General features: G+C 31.9%; 15 protein-coding genes. 2 read left to right on the forward strand and 13 right to left on the reverse strand.

Annotated features, from left to right (window positions below; genetic code table 11):
• Nucleotides 1–203: 203 nt before the first annotated feature.
• The 9 genes from topA to A7L45_RS13280 form a co-directional block, all read right to left on the reverse strand.
• Complete coding sequence (topA, locus tag A7L45_RS13245; RefSeq protein WP_071613222.1) at nt 204–2,309, reverse strand: type I DNA topoisomerase; 2,106 nt, start codon at nt 2,307–2,309, stop codon at nt 204–206.
• 47 nt (nt 2,310–2,356) lie between these two features.
• Nucleotides 2,357–3,439, reverse strand: coding sequence for a DNA-processing protein DprA (dprA, locus tag A7L45_RS13250; RefSeq protein ID WP_071613223.1), 1,083 nt, complete (start codon nt 3,437–3,439; stop codon nt 2,357–2,359).
• A gap of 60 nt (nt 3,440–3,499) precedes the next feature.
• On the reverse strand, nt 3,500–5,023 hold the full coding sequence (locus tag A7L45_RS13255; RefSeq protein ID WP_071613224.1) for a YifB family Mg chelatase-like AAA ATPase: 1,524 nt from the start codon (nt 5,021–5,023) through the stop codon (nt 3,500–3,502).
• Nucleotides 5,024–5,268: 245 nt separating this feature from the next.
• The gene (locus tag A7L45_RS24090; RefSeq protein WP_257786547.1) at nt 5,269–5,397 is read right to left on the reverse strand and encodes a hypothetical protein; all 129 of its coding nucleotides are present in this window, start codon (nt 5,395–5,397) and stop codon (nt 5,269–5,271) included.
• Between the two features lie 45 nt (nt 5,398–5,442).
• The gene (locus A7L45_RS13260; RefSeq protein WP_084647463.1) at nt 5,443–6,963 is read right to left on the reverse strand and encodes an oxaloacetate decarboxylase subunit alpha; all 1,521 of its coding nucleotides are present in this window, start codon (nt 6,961–6,963) and stop codon (nt 5,443–5,445) included.
• A gap of 34 nt (nt 6,964–6,997) precedes the next feature.
• Nucleotides 6,998–8,023, reverse strand: a complete 1,026-nt coding sequence (locus tag A7L45_RS13265) for a 5-oxoprolinase subunit C family protein (protein WP_071613225.1) — start codon at nt 8,021–8,023, stop codon at nt 6,998–7,000.
• A gap of 4 nt (nt 8,024–8,027) precedes the next feature.
• A complete protein-coding gene (gene pxpB / locus A7L45_RS13270; RefSeq protein ID WP_071613226.1) occupies nt 8,028–8,762 on the reverse strand; it encodes a 5-oxoprolinase subunit PxpB in 735 nt (244 codons plus the stop codon).
• A gap of 17 nt (nt 8,763–8,779) precedes the next feature.
• Nucleotides 8,780–9,997 carry an NRAMP family divalent metal transporter gene (locus A7L45_RS13275; RefSeq protein ID WP_071613227.1) on the reverse strand — a complete coding sequence of 406 codons (1,218 nt, stop codon included), beginning with the start codon at nt 9,995–9,997 and terminating at the stop codon, nt 8,780–8,782.
• Between the two features lie 15 nt (nt 9,998–10,012).
• On the reverse strand, nt 10,013–10,786 hold the full coding sequence (locus A7L45_RS13280; protein ID WP_071613228.1) for a LamB/YcsF family protein: 774 nt from the start codon (nt 10,784–10,786) through the stop codon (nt 10,013–10,015).
• A 439-nt stretch (nt 10,787–11,225) separates the two neighbouring features.
• Between A7L45_RS13280 and gltS the strand changes: the two genes are divergently transcribed.
• Nucleotides 11,226–12,431 carry a sodium/glutamate symporter gene (gene gltS, locus A7L45_RS13285; protein WP_071613229.1) on the forward strand — a complete coding sequence of 402 codons (1,206 nt, stop codon included), beginning with the start codon at nt 11,226–11,228 and terminating at the stop codon, nt 12,429–12,431.
• Between the two features lie 490 nt (nt 12,432–12,921).
• Here gltS and A7L45_RS13290 read toward each other — a convergent pair whose 3' ends face one another.
• Nucleotides 12,922–13,968, reverse strand: a complete 1,047-nt coding sequence (locus A7L45_RS13290; protein ID WP_071613230.1) for an HD-GYP domain-containing protein — start codon at nt 13,966–13,968, stop codon at nt 12,922–12,924.
• A gap of 250 nt (nt 13,969–14,218) precedes the next feature.
• On the opposite strand from A7L45_RS13290, the gene A7L45_RS13295 reads away from it, so the two are divergent.
• Nucleotides 14,219–14,587: a YraN family protein gene (locus tag A7L45_RS13295; RefSeq protein ID WP_071613231.1), complete on the forward strand. Its 369-nt coding sequence runs from the start codon at nt 14,219–14,221 to the stop codon at nt 14,585–14,587.
• A gap of 53 nt (nt 14,588–14,640) precedes the next feature.
• Here the strand turns inward: A7L45_RS13295 and A7L45_RS13300 are convergent, their stop codons facing one another.
• From A7L45_RS13300 to rplS, 3 genes are all read right to left on the reverse strand, one after another.
• A complete protein-coding gene (locus A7L45_RS13300; protein ID WP_071613232.1) occupies nt 14,641–15,459 on the reverse strand; it encodes a ribonuclease HII in 819 nt (272 codons plus the stop codon).
• A 130-nt stretch (nt 15,460–15,589) separates the two neighbouring features.
• Complete coding sequence (ylqF, locus tag A7L45_RS13305) at nt 15,590–16,441, reverse strand: ribosome biogenesis GTPase YlqF (RefSeq protein ID WP_071614976.1); 852 nt, start codon at nt 16,439–16,441, stop codon at nt 15,590–15,592.
• A 127-nt stretch (nt 16,442–16,568) separates the two neighbouring features.
• Entirely contained in the window at nt 16,569–16,916 is a 348-nt protein-coding gene (rplS, locus tag A7L45_RS13310; protein WP_071613233.1) for a 50S ribosomal protein L19, read from the reverse strand.
• Between the last annotated feature and the right edge of the window lie 124 nt (nt 16,917–17,040).

A 17,040-nucleotide genomic window follows, 5' to 3' on the forward strand; every position in this document is an offset into this window, starting at 1 on the left:
TTTTTGTTATAAAATATAATCTATATTATTTAAACAAATTCACAAAGTTAATTTACTTTAGAATAAGTACAATTCAAAATATTTTAAATTTTTAGAATCGTTTCGTTTATAATACTATCACAACATTCATGCTATATCAACAATATTAATATATATTTCGACATTTTATTTATCTAATATAAATTGACCTATAACTTATTATCCTAATTTTTCTTCTCTTCGCTATTTTCTTCCTCTTTATATTCCTTATGTTTACATTCTGCATTTGAACATTCCATATAATCACTTTTTGTTTTACTATATCGTTTAACCATATATGTCCCACACTCTGAACATTTTATATCAGTTGGTTCATGCCAACTTACAAAATCACATTTAGGATAGTTACTGCAGCCGAAAAATTTAGTTCCTTTTTTACTTCTTCTTTCTAAAATTGTTCCACCACATTTAGGACAAGGAACATCTAGTTCCTTAGTAATTGCTTTTGTATTTTTACACTCCGGATAACCGGGGCATGCTAAAAAATCACCAAATCTTCCATGTTTTATTACCATGAACTTTCCACATTTATCACATTCAACTTCTGTAACTTCATCTTCAATTGTAATTTTCGCTATCTCTTTCTCTGCAATTTCAATATCTCCTTTAAGTGGTGTAAAAAAGTTATTAACTATGTTTTGCCATTTTTCTTTCCCTTCTTCTACATAATCTAAATTATTTTCCATTTGTGCTGTAAATTCTATATCCACTATTTGTTTGAAGTATTCACTTAAGATATTATTTACAATATTCCCTATTTCCGTCACTTCTAACGCTTTATTATCTTTTTCCACATATTTTCTATTAAGAAGAGTAGAAATAATTGGTGCATAAGTACTAGGTCTCCCTATACCATTTTCCTCTAGTGTTTTTACAAGAGATGCCTCAGAAAATTTTGCAGGTGGCAATGTGAAATGCTGTTTACCTTCAGTTTTTTTACTATATAAAATATCTTCCTTATTAAGTTCTGGAAACTTTAGATTATTTTCTTCATCTTCTAAATCTTCACCATAAATTTTTCTGAATCCATCAAAAGCTACTTTAGATCCAGATGCTTTAAGACTATAATCTCCATTTACTATATCTATAGATACAGTATCAAGCAAACACGTTTCCATTTGACTTGCTACGAATCTATTCCAAATCAATGTATATAATTTGTATTGTGGAGCTTTAAGTGTTTTCTTTGCAATTTCCGGTGTTATTTCAATATTAGATGGTCTAATAGCTTCATGACCATCTTGTATATTTTTTTTACTTTTAAATATTCTTGGTGTGCTTGGATAGTATTTTTCACCATATTTGCTGCAAATAAAGTCTTTTGCACTTTGTTGAGCCTCATCTGCAATTCTTGTGGAGTCGGTCCTCATATATGTAATTAACCCTACTGTTCCATGTCCCTCTATTTCCATACCTTCATATAACTGTTGAGCAATAGACATAGTTCGTTTTGTTGCAAAGTTAAGTTTCCTATAACCATCTTGCTGAAGTGTACTCGTTATGAATGGTGGTAGTGGGTTCTTAATTTTAGATGATTTTTTTATTTTACTTACAACAAATTCTTTTTCACTAAGGTTATTAATAACCTTTTCACTTTCTTCCTTAGAATTTATTTCAAACTTTTCTCCACACTTTGAATTTAATTTAACACTTAATTTCTCAGGGTCACCTTCTTTATATAACTCACATTCTATAGTCCAATATTCTTTAGTTATAAATTTTTCTATTTCTTTTTGCCTATCACAAATTATTTTAAGGGTAACTGATTGAACCCTTCCCGCACTTAGTCCCCACTTAACCTTTCTCCAAAGTATAGGACTAATCTCATATCCAACTAGTCTATCAAGTATACGCCTTGCTTGTTGGGCATCAACAAGTGGTGCATTTATTACTCTTGGAGATTTTATAGCGTTTTTAACAGCCGTTTTTGTTATCTCATTAAATTCTATCCTGCACTTATCTTTTTCATCTATTTTTAATGCTTTTGCTAAATGCCACGCAATAGCTTCACCTTCTCTATCAGGATCTGTTGCCAAATAAATTTTATCGCTTTTTTTAGCTGCTTTTCTTAGTTTAGATAAAAGTTCACCTTTACCACGGATAGTTATATATTTAGGTTCATAATTGTTGTCGATATCAACACCCAATTGGCTTTTAGGTAAATCTCTAACATGTCCCATGGACGCTTCTACTACATAACTACTACCTAAATATTTCTTTATGGTTTTAGCTTTTGCAGGTGATTCAACTATAACAAGTTTTTGTCCCATCTTATCCCCTCCATCAATGTATTCTAATATAGTTAGCTTATATTTACTTATATTTTGTCATTTACTCTTACATAATAGTTTCCTGCTAGACATAATACTTCATTTTTAATCTGCATTTCAAATAATACCTCATATAATTGTTTTATGTCAATGCTAGTTATTCTAATAATGTCATTAATATGTAATGGACTATCGCTTATAATGCTATATATTTTTTCACTAAGCTTACTATTTAAAGACCTTACAGTGGTGTTTTTTTCAGTTTTAATATCTATTCCAAGTATTTCAAATATATCATTACTAGATGTAAGCGGGAATGCTCCATCTTTAATCAACTTATTTGTTCCTTTACTTTCGAATGAAAATATAGATCCCGGCACAGCCATGACATCCTTACCTTGCTCAAGTGCCAAATTTGCAGTAATTAAAGAACCACTTTTCTCGCCAGCTTCTATTACAATAATAATGTCCCCAAGAGCACTTATAATTCTATTCCTTTGAGGAAAATTATAAGCATATGGTGGCGTTCCTGGTAAAAATTCCGAAATAACAGCACCCTTTTGGACTATTTCATTAAATATTCTATAATTTTCTTTAGGATATATTACGTCAAGTCCTGACCCTAAAACTGCACAAGTGTATCCCTCATTCGTAAGACAACTCTCGTGAGCAAACGTGTCAATGCCCTTAGCCATGCCACTGATAATATTAACTTTACTTGCGCATAAATCTGAACATATAATTTTAGTAACATCCTTTCCGTAATTTGAATACTTTCTAGATCCCACTACAGAAATGTTATACCCTTCATTTAATGGCATTATATTGCCTTTGTAAAACAATGTATATGGCGCATCATCATAATTTTTTAGTTTTTGAGGATACCCATCCTCGTAGTATTGTATGGATTTTATTTCATTAGTTTCTAAATTCCTTCGTACATTATCAATTTCTTTATCACTCCAAGCGTGCGTTAGAACATTAATTAAAGTATTATTAAAATATTCTGTTTTTTTATTACGTACACCATAATACCATATTTGCTGTGTATTATGGAAATCATTTATCAATTTCAGTTTTATTTTTGGGGATAATTTAACTAATGAGAACCATATATCGTAGTCATTCATCCTTTTGCTATACCTCCTGTATATATTTTTCAAAGTAACTTATATTAATAATTAAACTAATTAAACTATTTGCTCATCAATAAATTTTCTATATTGCACTGCCTCAATAATATGTTTATCTAAGATATTTTCACTTCCATCTAGATCTGCTATAGTTCTAGATACTTTAATTATTCTTGAATAAGCCCTTGTACTTAAAGCAAATTTACTGTACATTAATTCAAGAATTTTACTTGCTTTTTTATCTATATGGCAATATTTTTTAATTAACTTTCCGTTCATCTCTGCGTTGCAGTGAATTTCTTCTGCACTAAACCGTTTCTCTTGAATATTTCTTGCCTCCATTACTCTTTTTTTAATAATACTAGATTTTTCACTGTTTTTTTTACTAATTATTTTATTATAAGGTAAAAAATTAACTGCCGTAAATATATCAATTCTATCTAGTAGTGGGCCACTAAGCTTACTCAAATACCTTCTTCTTTCATATTCACTACAACTACATTGCCGCACGTAAGATCCATAGTATCCGCAAGGACATGGATTTAATGCACTTACAAACATAAAATTAGATGGGTATTCTATGGTCCCATTAACTCTTGAAATAGTGATTTTTCTCTCTTCTAAAGGTTGCCTTAACACTTCTAAGACATTTTTTTTAAATTCTAATATTTCATCTAGAAATAATACCCCCGTATGAGCTAAAGAAATTTCTCCAGGTATTATTTTATTTCCACCACCAACTAAAGCAATCCGTGATATAGTATGATGAGGACTTCTAAATGGCCTTTGCAAAACAATTCCCTCATTATTGCCAAGCTTTCCAGAAACACTATATATTTTTGTAACCTCAAGTGACTCCTCTTGACTTAAATACGGTAGTATGCTAGGAATTCTTTTAGCCATCATTGATTTACCAGAGCCCGGCGGCCCATACATAATTAGATTATGTCCCCCAGCAGCCGCTACTTCAATAGCACGTTTTGAACTTTCTTGTCCCATAACATCCGCGTAATCTAACTCTTCATTAATTAATATTTCTATATCTTTACCTCTTTCATAAGGCATTAAATCTTTATAATTTAGAAAGTCTACTACTTGTTTTAAATCATCTAAAGGAAATATCTTTGCAGATTTAACAAGGCTACATTCTCTTGCGTTGTATGTCGGAACTATAAACTTTTCAATTTTATTTTCAATTCCTTCCATAACCACAGGTAATGCTCCACGAACTTTTTTTAATTTACCTGATAATGATAATTCTCCAATAAAAAGATAATCATTAATATCATTAACATTTATTTGTTTAGTTGCAAGAAGAATGCCTATCGCTATTGGTAAATCAAATAACGATCCCTCTTTTTTTAAATCAGCTGGTGCTAAATTTATAGTTATTCTATTTACCGGGAAATCAAATCCTGAATTCAGTATTGCAGAACGTACTCGTTCTCTTGATTCTTTAACAGATATATCTGCAAGTCCGACGATATTTAAGGCCGGTAGTCCCCTAGTTATATCAATTTCAACGGTAACTATAACGCCTTTAATTCCTGTAAATGCTGCTGACATAATTTGTATTGCCATGTTATCACCCTTACCTTTTCATTTCATAGTTCATATTACATAATTATTGACATAATTATCAACAAAATAACCTTACATGAAATTAAAAAAAATTAAACGGCTAAAATCCAATTAAATTTAGGACTTTAGCCGTTTAAGTCAATTTTATTATTTTCCCTGTCTACTTGGCAGGTAAAAGTGCAGATCGCCCTGGGTGCAATATCTTTATTTTTACAAGTTTTTATTTTTGCACAAAATATATGGCCCTAACAGGCATCTGAATCATCTATAGAAACAATATTGTTATTTTGTGTTGTGATTGTCTTCTCTTCCCCAATTGGCTCTAATACTTCTTCTATTTCTACTTCGTAAACTTTATCATTTAGCGTTATCATATATTTTTTCATATTATTAACACCTTCCTAACTAAATTATACTCATCATTTTATTCTTTTGATTTTTGATATCCTAAACTCCGCACTTGGATTATCGCGCGCTGCCATAGCCGATGCTACAAGTGCTACTACTATTCTCTCTTCTTCATCTATTTCATTTATTTCTTCTATTTTACAATTTGTTATTATTTCCTTATAACTATCACAAGTACCACTGTTTATATTGTCATTTAACCTGTCCTCAAAGAATTTTTTTGAACTTCGTGGAAATAAAGCATATGATAATACATCTTCATAAGTAATGGCCAAATCTCCAATTTCATTTTTATATTTGTCCATCTCTGGCTCTAGTAAGTCTGCTGGTCTTTGAGTTATAATTTTCATATCTCCTATGATTTTTGTCTTTATTTCATCTTTTATAGGTGTTGACGGACTTCCATAAAGTCCTTTAACATAATCTTTTAATTCTTTTGGAATTATTTTATATCGTACGCCAGATAGTATATTAAATATTGCTTGAGTTCCTACCATTTGAATAAGAGGCGTAATTAAAGGTGGAAATCCTAAATCTTTTCTCACTCTAGGTATCTCTGTAAGGACTTCTTTATATCTAGCTTCAACCCCCTGCTCCTTAAGCTCTAATAAAAGGTTCGATAACATCCCTCCAGGAACCTGATATGTAATAATTCTAGGCTCTACATTCATAACTTTTGGATTTAGTATTCCATTTTCTCTGTATTTCTCTTTTATAGGCCTAAAATAGTCTGCTATTTCACCTAATAAATTAATATCTAATTTAGGATCACGTGGACTCTCTTTTAAAGTAAGAACCATCGACTCTGTAGGTGGTTGTGATGCGCCCTGTGAAAAGGGAGAAATTGCAGTGTCAATAATATCTACTCCTGCTTCAACAGCCTTTAAATATGTCATAGACGCTATTCCGCTGGTACAATGAGCATGCATACATAATGGTATTTTTACAGCTGCTTTTAATTTCTTCACTAATTCGAAAGCCGAATATGGCGTTAGTATACCAGCCATATCATTAATACAAATTGAATGTGCCCCTAATTTCTCGAGTTTTATTGATAATTCAACATAATAATCTAAAGTATGTACTGGGCTAGTTGTATAACATATAGCACATTGACAGTGTGCTCCGCCTTCTTTAATAACTCTAATTGAAGTTTCCATATTTCTTGTATCATTTAATGCATCAAATACTCTTATTATATCTATACCATTTTCTATAGACTTCTTAATAAATGCCTCAACCACATCATCTGCATAATGTTTATACCCTAGAAGATTTTGACCTCGAAGGATCATTTGGAGCTTAGTGTTTTTAACTATCTTACGTATTTCTCTTAGTCTTTCCCAAGGGTCTTCATTAAGAAAATGGAGACATGAATCGAAAGTTGCTCCTCCCCATACCTCCATTGAATAATACCCGACCTTATCCATTTTTTCTAGAATTGGTAATATCTCTTCTGTTTTTAATCTCGTAGCAATTAAGGATTGCTGGCCATCTCTAAGTACTGTCTCAGTTATACTAATTGGATTCACTATTTTATCCCTCCTAAGAGTTCGTTTTTCTTAATTACTTAATTTCCTGTACCATTACTTCGTACTCCTTATTATTTACCCTTACTTTAAACTTTTCACTAGTTATTGCGTCGTTTGTCATACTCTCTCTTATGAAATCAAAGTCTTTCATATATTTTCTATATATTATATGAGCTTCCTCAATGCTTATTAATTTAAACCTGATACTGTCACCAGGCTTTAACTGTCCCACTATGTTTATATCAGGAGTTATTATAGTGGCAATTTTCGTATACCCACCAGTAGTTTGCCTATCAGCCATCATAATTATCGGAGCCCCATCGCCTGGAATCTGCACAGACCCCATGGTTATTCCATCAGATATAATATCTGCAGAAGTAATATGTGAAATTTTAGGACCAGATAATCGGTATCCCATTCTATCAGCTTCACTTGTCACTTTATACTCACAATCCAAAAATGTATTTATACCGCCTACCGTGAAATAATCATCCTGAGGCCCCATTATCACTCTTACAATATTATCCTTGGAGTACAATGGTATTAACTCATTTGGAAGCTTTTTAATACTAGTAAACTGATTTTCTGATGAAGCTCCAATCTTAATCTCGTCGCCAGCCTTCAGCATTCTTCCCTGAAAGCCTCCTACTTTGCCTTTCACATAGGTAGACTTGCTTCCCATAACCTCTGGCACATCGATGCCATGCTCGATTGCTATATAACTCCTGCACCCACTTTGAGCTGTTTCAAAAGAAAGTTCATCACCATCTAAAACCTTAATTCCAGACCACATGTCTATAGCCTTGTTATTTATCCTTGGCATAAGATTGGCACCTGTAACTGCAATCAAGGCATCACCCGCAAATTTTATTTTAAGACCAAAAAGAGTAGCTTCTAAACATGCCTCGCTATCCTTATTCCCAACAAGAATATTAGCCACTCTTAGTGAGAATTGATCCATAGCACCGGAAACAGACATACCAGATTTTTGATAATTATACCTACCGCTGTCCTGAATTGTAGTATACATACCCGGCTTTAATATTTTCATTATTGTCATATACTCACCTTCTTAACTTATCTCTTATAATTGCTTTATATTTTCCTTCTCTTTCTAAATCCTCAATAATTTTGTATTCATTTTCATCTATTGATCTAAATTTTATGTAATCCCCCGCGTTTAATAAAACAGGCTCATCTCTGCAAGGGTCATATAATTTAACAGGTGTCCTACCAACTAATTGCCACCCTCCAGGACTTTCCACAGGATATATACCTGTCTGTTTACCTGCAATTCCTACACTTCCAACTGGTATTTTAGTTCTTGGATTTTGAAGCCTAGGAGCCTCTATTTTATCGCTCATACCTCCAAGGTACGGAAACCCTGGTGTAAACCCAATCATATAAATTAAATATTCCCTATCTGTGTGGATTTTTATAACTTCATCAATTGATATTTTATTGTGCTTTGCCACGAATTCAATATCAGGGCCATACTCCCCACCATATAATGTTGGTATTTCTATGACTTTAGCATCTGGAAGTTTCAATTCATGCATCTTTAATATAATGGATTTTAAAACACTTATAAGTTCATCTAGTTCCATTATTATAGGGTCATAAATTACCATAAGCGACCTGTATGTTGGGATAGTCTCGTTTATTCCTATAATACCTTCCTGCGCAATTGCAACTGTAAGACTTCTAATTTTTGAGTTAACTTGCTCTTCAATTTTATCTCCAAATTCCACAACTAAAGCTCTATCTCCGGCGATTAAATACTTAACTTCATCATACATATTGTATTTTCACCCCCTTATTTAAATAATTCAGCTATTCCACCCAATGACATATAACCCGCAACAACTGCTAATATTACAACAATATAACCCAAATACATGAGCAGCTTTGAATGCTTATAGTGATCTCCTACAATATTTTTTCTAGTCGACGCGATAAGTATTATTCCAAGGGAAATTGGAAGAATCAAACCATTCAATGAACCTGCTAGTACAAGTAACTTTACTGGCTTACCTATAATTAAAAACACCAATGTACATATAGTAATAAAGCCTATTATACATTTTGACGTATGTTTGTCAAAAACCGGTGCAAGTGTTTTTAAAAAAGATAAAGTTGTATACGATGAACCAACCATTGCAGTTAAACCAGCTGAAAAAAGTATAACTCCAAACAACTTATAACCCAGATTACCTGCTCCAAGTCTAAATGCTTCAGCTGCTGGATTTACAGTGCCAAGCGGCTTACCAATATTTACAACAACTCCAAGAATCGCAGCGAAAAGAAGTATTCTCATAAGTGACGCTAATGATATAGCAAGCACTGAACTTTTGGTTATTTCTTTCACATGTTCCTCTCCTGTAATGCCAGCGTCTATTAGTCTGTGTCCTCCTGAAAAACAAATATATCCCCCTACTGTTCCACCGACAAGAGTTAGTAGTGGTAAGAATGTAACCTTTGTTGGTACAAATGTCCGTAGAATCATCTCTCCAACTGGAGGATGGGTTCTAAATGCCACATATGCTACGAGTAACAATGTCCCAACACCAAGTACCTTTGCAAAAATGTCCATTGCTTTTCCAGCTTCTTTAGAACTAAACACTATAATACCTATACCACAACTAATAATAGCACCTATTTTAGTATTTAGACCAAATAATACATTGAGACCAAGGGCCGCACCTGAAATATTTCCTATACAAAATGCAAATCCCCCAATAGTTATAAGCACTGCTAGAAAAACACCAAGCCCAGGTACCATCTTGTTTGCAATATCCTGAGCCCTAAGCCCTGATACACCAATAATCTGCCATATATTGAGTTGTGCTATAAGATCTATAATAATAACAAGAAGTATGACAAACCCCAGGTTAGCTTTAAGCGATTCTGTAAATACCGCAGTTTGAGTCAGAAATCCTGGCCCTATAGCGGATGTAGCCATAATGAATGCTGCCCCAATCAGTACACCAATATTACTTTTCTTTTTATCCTTTGTGTTTAAATTGTTACTCATAAATAAATTTTCCTCCTATTTAATAAATTGACTAAGTGGTTTTATTTCAACTTTAGCTTTGAATAATTCTTCCCTTATAAGACGCACGAACTGTGTTGCCTCCGGATTATCTCCATGAACACATATAGAATCAGCTTTTATGTCCACATCTTCACCGCTTATTGCTGTCACTTTCCCCTCTGTTACCATTCTAATCACTCTCAAAATAGCTATATTCGTGTCTAGAATCATTGCACCGGGAAGACTTCTTGCAACAAGAGTTCCATCAGAATTATATGCCCGGTCTGCAAAAACTTCATTTGCAACCCTTAACCCTTTTTCCTTTGCTGCCTTTATCATTTCACTCCCGGAAGATCCAAGAACTATCAGATCCCTATCCACTTCCCATATACCTTCTATAATAGCCTGGGCCAATTTACCGTCCTTAGCTGCCATGTTGTACATTGCTCCATGAGGTTTTACGTGCTGCATTTTCGCACCTGCTGATTTTACGAAACCATATAAAGCTCCAATCTGATATATTGTGTACTGCTTTATCTCGTCCGGAGATACTGTCATATTCCTTCGCCCAAAACCCATAACATCAAAGAATCCAGGATGTGCGCCAATACTTACACTATTTTTAAAAGCTGCCTTAACAGTATCCCTCATAACAATAGGGTCACCTGCATGCCATCCACAAGCGATATTAGCTGATGATACATATTTAAGCACCTCTTTATCAAGTCCAATCTTGTAAGCTCCAAAACTTTCTCCTACATCACTATTCAAATCAATTATTTTACTCATATTGTTTATTCTCCTTTGTGTAGTTTCCTTATAACATAGAAAATCTAAATAGTTAAATCATCTTATTTTTTAATAAGTATACCGTACATATATACATTTTAACAGTCTGATTATGACTTTTTTATTTCCTATAATTTTTCACTTTCATAATTTGGTTATGTTTGTTACAATTAGCGATGTGAGTCTTTATAATTAAGCTCATATACTTCTTATCCTAAAGCAATCGGAAAAGAGTTAGATAATACATGCCTGGAAACTCCACTTAACACAGGCTTTGTAGAAAACCCTTCTCCGCTTTTTTATTTGCTGAATTAAGATAAGATTAAAATTAAATTGTGAGTTTAAAATATTAAATAAGATTTTAGTGATGACATTAGTAGTTATTATGGCTTGTTTATTACCAATACTTACAAACACACTATACTAGGAGGTAATAAAAATGGCTTTAAAATTAGACATGGTTCAAGCAGCGTCCCTTGCTGTTGTTGTTCTATTTATAGGACAACAGATTAAAAACAAGCTCGCTTTTTTAGATAGGTACTGTATCCCCGCACCGGTAATTGGGGGATTAATTTTTGCAATAATCACTTTAATACTAAAAATGAGTAACTTATTAATTTTTGATATGGATATAACCCTTCAAAAATTATTTATGACGGTATTCTTTACAACTATCGGACTTACAGCAAGCCTTAAATTACTAAAAAAAGGTGGAAAAGGGGTTTTAATTTTTTTAGGTGTATCCATAATACTGTGTATACTTCAAGATATTGCAGGTGTCACACTTGCTAAAATGTTTGGTTTAAATCCACTTATCGGTCTTTCTACCGCATCTGTTCCTATGGTAGGTGGTCATGGAACTGCAGGTGCCTTTGGTCCAATATTTGAAAAAGCTGGTGCCATAGGTGCAACCACTGTGGCACTTGCATCAGCAACATTTGGTTTAGTTATGGGAAGCATCATTGGTGGACCTATAGGGAAAAGATTAATAGAAAAAAATAATCTTACGTACCCTATGAAAATTAATTCAAATGCACATGATCAATTGCTTGAAAACGAAGAAATCAATGAAAAACCACTCCGTCATGATAATTTCATGGGCGCAGCAACTCAGATTTTGTTATCTATGGGACTAGGTACAATTATATCAATTGTTTTAGAAAAAACAGGTATGACTTTCCCATCATATATTGGAGCGATGTTTGCAGCTGCAATTATAAGAAATATATCTGATTGTACAAATTCATATAAAGTTCACTCAGAAGAAGTTGATATAATAGGAGAAGTTTCATTATCCTTATTCTTAACTATGGCATTAATGGGCTTAAAGTTATGGCAATTATCATCTTTAGCATTACCTCTAATAGCAATGTTACTAGCTCAGACAATTCTTACAGGATTATTTTGCTATTTTGTAACCTTCAATGTTATGGGAAGAGATTATGATGCAGCAGTAATTGTTTCTGGTAACTGTGGATTTGGTATGGGTGCCACCCCAAATGCAATGGCGAACATGGGAGCTATGACAACAAAATATGGTGCTTCTTTAAAAGCATTTTTTATTGTACCACTCGTTGGTAGTTTATTTATAGATTTTTGTAACGCGGGCGTCATTACAACGTTTATGAATTTTCTTTCAAAATAAATAACTTCTAAACACACTTATTTTTTGTGAAATTAATGTCATATCAAGCTTAAATATTAGTAAACTATTGTAAAGAATGATATAATCCCCCTATAAGCTATACATTTTGGAAATTTTTCACTTGCAGTCCCAAAAGGAACCGTATCCATTGTGTCATCTATCATTCCATTTTCATCTCCTTTTTCTATGCCTTCTAGAATTTTAGCTAAAGAAGTTCCAATTTGGCAACTTACAGCTTCTCTCCTCTCCTTATTTATAACTATTGCTTTTATAGCTTGGATTTCAATAAAAATATATTCCGTTGCTATTCTTCACTATGGCAAACGTTAAAGCTAAAAGATTTAATGAAGATATCAAGCAGAAATAAAAACTAGATTTTTTAAGATTCTTAATAGTTTATAATATTATACAAAAAATATGGACAGTTAATAATTTATAAAAATTATTAACTGTCCATATTCATTACAGATGCTTACTTCACACTATTAATTTACAACATATTTACAATGCTCAAATTAATTTCCTTAGATAAATCCAAATACTCAGAATCAACGCACACGATTGGTTTAGTGATAACTTGTGGTGGCACATATACAATCTCACCAATTTTACCATTATTTAACAATACTTTCGTACCTACATAACATGCAGCTATATTTGATAAAAAAGTATTTACTATATGTATATCAAAACTAACACTACCTTGACTTTGAAAAATCTTAAAAGCCTTAAAAGGATGTACTCCTTTTCTGTAAGTCCTTTCAGAAGTTATAGAAGCATAGAAATTTGTAATCGCTATAATTTTTGAACATATACTCATCTCAGATCCTTCTATACCTGCTGGATAACCTGATTTATCCTCTCTTTCATGATGTTTTAATACAGCTTCCTTGCTTTCCATCGAAAGACCATCAATATCCTTTATAATTTCAAAACTATAAATAGGATGTTTTTTTATCTCTTCAAATTCCCCAATTTCCAATTTTTCTTTTTTATTCAAAATGGAATTAGATATTTTTGTTTTCCCAACATCGTGTAACAATGCGGCTTGTATAAGATCTTTTATTTTGCTTTCTGGTAAGAGCATCCATTTCCCCAATAGCATAGCATACAACGACACATTTATGCTATGAGTAAAAGTATCCTCATCTATAGATTTCAATTCATTTAGACATCTAACAACATGATATTCATTGTTTATAGGTTCATATATAGAATTAGATATTAAATCTATTTTTTCAATACTTACATTATTTCCATTAGTTAAATCATTCACTATTTTTTTGATTTCTAATATATTTCTGTTATAACTCTGCTTTAATTGATGTAGATCGTTGTCTTTATATTTAATATATTCACTTATACAAACTCCATAAATCCAAATACAATCTACTTCAAATGCAATTAATTTATTTTTAATATAACTATTTATTGTAGTGTTTTCAACAACAATAGTCGAACCGTACTTGCTTACAACTTTTTGCGCAATTATTTCACCAAGTTCACACTCTAGAATAGGTATACATCTTTTTTCCATTTTGCTTACACCCCGATTATATAATATTAGTGTTGTAAAATAATATTAAGAATATTTAAATTTCTCATTTCTAAATCAAATATAATTATACTATAATCCTTATTCATCTACTTTTCTACATAAAACTATATAATTTCCGATTTAAGCATAATATCCCGAAGAAAAGTATTGATTTTTTATCCTTTTTACTTTAATATTAGTTTACATACATATTTTGTAATTTATGTATTGTTAGGGAAGGATGTTTTTCATGAAAACTTTTAATAAAGACATTGGAAAATTTGGTGAAGAAATAGCGGAAACTTTTTTAAAAAATTTAGGTTATAAAGTAATAGAAAAAAACTTTAGTTGCAAATGTGGAGAAATAGACATAATAGCAATACATAAAGATTATATTTGCTTTATCGAGGTAAAAACTAGATATGGAATAAACTTTGGAATACCAGCGGAGTCAGTTACTCTTTGTAAGCAGCATAAAATCTATAAAACAGCTCAAGTTTACATTTTAAAGAAAAATATTATAGACAGTAATTTTAGATTTGATGTTATTGAAGTATTGTTAAATAATGATAATAATGATTTCTTAGTTAATCATATTGAAGACGCTTTCCAATTATAATTTTAAAATGCACCTAGCAATTCACAAAGTGCATTTGCAATTTTTTTATTAACTTATTCTAAAATTTTTGTTAAAAAACTTTTCCTATGTATCGGAATAATTCCAAACTTTTTTATTGCAAGTACATGTTCCTGGGTACCATATCCAACGTTCCTATCAAATCCATAATTAGGATACTTTTCATGATAATCTGCCATTAATTCATCTCTATATACCTTTGCAATAATAGAAGCACAGGCTATACTTATACTTAACGTATCTCCCTTTATTACAAATTCATTTAAACTAGGATAATTTTTTATTCTATATCCATCAGATAAAACTAAATCCGGCCTAGTAGTTAACCCTGCACATGCTTCTAAAAACACTTGATTATTGCACCAAGCAATTCCTTTTTCATCTATTTGCTTATTATCAATAGCAATAATCTTGTAAGCTAATGCTCTTTCCTTAATAATAAGCGATAGTTCTTTTCTACAAGATATCGACAATTTTTTAGAGTCATTAGCTCTTAATATTAAGTCTTTGTCTTCAACTACTTTTGAATCAAATAATACTGCAGCTGCAACTATTGGTCCCGCTAAAGGTCCACGACCAACCTCATCTACTCCAGCTACATATCTAAAATCTCCAAAACTTCGATCAAAGTCATACATTTTCCTTACCCTTTGAATTTCTTTTTCTTTTGACTCTAATATATTAGACATTTTAACCCCTAGTTTTTGAATAGTTTTTCTCTTATCTTGCAAAAGTCTGTTTATTATATTTTCTTTTTCACTATTATTGAAAACGTTTTCAATATCTTCTATACTCAAGATATATTCTTTTACTTCTTTATATTTCATGCTTGAAAAATTCACATTAAATTTCATAACATCTCTCCTTTATAATCGTCAGATATCTTGAATTTGGCATCTTAAAAATATTAGAACAATTGGCTAATTTTTTAAGATGCCTTTATACTTTAAGCAATATTTCATGTGATACCTTATATGTATAAACCTAATCTTCCTTTACTCTCTCTAAAGATATAGGTCCTAATTTACCACCTCTAAATTCATCCAAAAGCATAACTGCAACTCTGTTATAGTCAATATTACCCCCTGAAATTACTGCTCCCCTTTTTTTAGCTATATTATCTAAATTATCTAAAGGATTTTCCATAATTTCTGTAAGTTTATATCTTTCCATTAATCGCTGCGCATTATTAATTTGAAGTCTTTCTACTAATCTAAGTGCTAATTCCTCTATATCTATGACCTCATCTTTTACAGCACCTGTAAATGCCAAATTAAGTCCAACTGTCTCGTCTTCAAATCTAGGCCATAATACACCTGGAGTATCCATTAACTCTATTCCTAAGGTAGTTCTTACCCATTGCTTGCTTTTAGTAACTCCTGGTCTATCCCCCGTTTTAGTAATGTTGTTCTTCCCTAGTTTGTTTATAAAAGAAGATTTACCAACATTAGGTATACCCACTACCATAACTCTCGTAACTATATTAACTAAGCCTTTTTTTCTTTGCCTATCGTGTTTTTGTTTCAATAACTCATCAAGTGTGATTTTTATACTTTTTAACCCTTGACCCGTAATACAATTTACAGCGAGTGGCCTTACAGTATCAGTTGTAAGTTTTTCTATCCATTGTTTAGTAACTTTATCTTCAGCTAAATCACTCTTATTTAGCAAAATAACTCTAGGCTTATCTTTACATATCTCATCAATTTGTGGATTTGCACTTGATTTAACTATCCTTGCATCTCTAATTTCTATTACAGCATCAACAAGTTTTAAACTCTCTCCAATTTGTCTTCTAGTTTTCGCCATATGTCCTGGAAACCAATTTATGGTCATTGCCATATTTATCTAATCCTCCCTGTCTTATAAATTTTTCATTTTTGTAATATACATTAATAACTTCCCCATTTATGTATGTTATATTATAGTTAAATGTAAAAAGGGACTTTTCAGCCCCCCCATTTTATCTCATTCTTTCTTTAACCTTAGCAGATTTACCAACTCTATCTCTTAAGTAGAATAGTTTAGCTCTTCTAACTTTACCTAATCTTACAATTTCAATTTTTTCAATTACTGGAGAATTAACTGGGAATGTTTTTTCAACACCAACACCAGATGCTACTCTTCTTACTGTGAAAGTTTCTCTAATACCGCCATTCTGTCTTTTAATAACGGTTCCTTCGAAAACTTGGACTCTCTCCTTGTTACCTTCACTAATTTTGATGTGAACCTTAATTGTATCACCTACATTAAATACTGGTAAGTCAGTTCTGATTTGTTCTGCTTCTATTGATCTTATAATTTCTAACATGTGCATTCCCTCCTAAAATTTTATTGTGACGTTCGTACTCATTAAATTATGGCAGAGGAGCGCCCGTACTAGCACAAACTATATTTTATCATAAATATATATATATATCAACATAAAATTGTCT

Source organism: Clostridium estertheticum subsp. estertheticum, assembly GCF_001877035.1.
GTDB classification, from domain to species: domain Bacteria; phylum Bacillota; class Clostridia; order Clostridiales; family Clostridiaceae; genus Clostridium_AD; species Clostridium_AD estertheticum.

Excerpts from the sequence above, each read along its gene's own strand:
- A7L45_RS13275 (WP_071613227.1), bottom strand. The coding sequence starts at position 9,997 with ATGAGTAACAATTTAAACACAAAGGATAAAAAGAAAAGTAATATTGGT.
- A7L45_RS13295 (WP_071613231.1), top strand. The coding sequence starts at position 14,219 with ATGAAAACTTTTAATAAAGACATTGGAAAATTTGGTGAAGAAATAGCG.
- A7L45_RS24090 (WP_257786547.1), bottom strand. The coding sequence starts at position 5,397 with ATGATAACGCTAAATGATAAAGTTTACGAAGTAGAAATAGAAGAAGTA.
- A7L45_RS13280 (WP_071613228.1), bottom strand. The coding sequence starts at position 10,786 with ATGAGTAAAATAATTGATTTGAATAGTGATGTAGGAGAAAGTTTTGGA.
- dprA (WP_071613223.1), bottom strand. The coding sequence starts at position 3,439 with ATGAATGACTACGATATATGGTTCTCATTAGTTAAATTATCCCCAAAA.
- gltS (WP_071613229.1), top strand. The coding sequence starts at position 11,226 with ATGGCTTTAAAATTAGACATGGTTCAAGCAGCGTCCCTTGCTGTTGTT.
- ylqF (WP_071614976.1), bottom strand. The coding sequence starts at position 16,441 with ATGACCATAAATTGGTTTCCAGGACATATGGCGAAAACTAGAAGACAA.
- A7L45_RS13255 (WP_071613224.1), bottom strand. The coding sequence starts at position 5,023 with ATGGCAATACAAATTATGTCAGCAGCATTTACAGGAATTAAAGGCGTT.
- A7L45_RS13290 (WP_071613230.1), bottom strand. The coding sequence starts at position 13,968 with ATGGAAAAAAGATGTATACCTATTCTAGAGTGTGAACTTGGTGAAATA.
- A7L45_RS13300 (WP_071613232.1), bottom strand. The coding sequence starts at position 15,459 with ATGAAATTTAATGTGAATTTTTCAAGCATGAAATATAAAGAAGTAAAA.
- topA (WP_071613222.1), bottom strand. The coding sequence starts at position 2,309 with ATGGGACAAAAACTTGTTATAGTTGAATCACCTGCAAAAGCTAAAACC.
- pxpB (WP_071613226.1), bottom strand. The coding sequence starts at position 8,762 with ATGTATGATGAAGTTAAGTATTTAATCGCCGGAGATAGAGCTTTAGTT.
- A7L45_RS13265 (WP_071613225.1), bottom strand. The coding sequence starts at position 8,023 with ATGACAATAATGAAAATATTAAAGCCGGGTATGTATACTACAATTCAG.
- rplS (WP_071613233.1), bottom strand. The coding sequence starts at position 16,916 with ATGTTAGAAATTATAAGATCAATAGAAGCAGAACAAATCAGAACTGAC.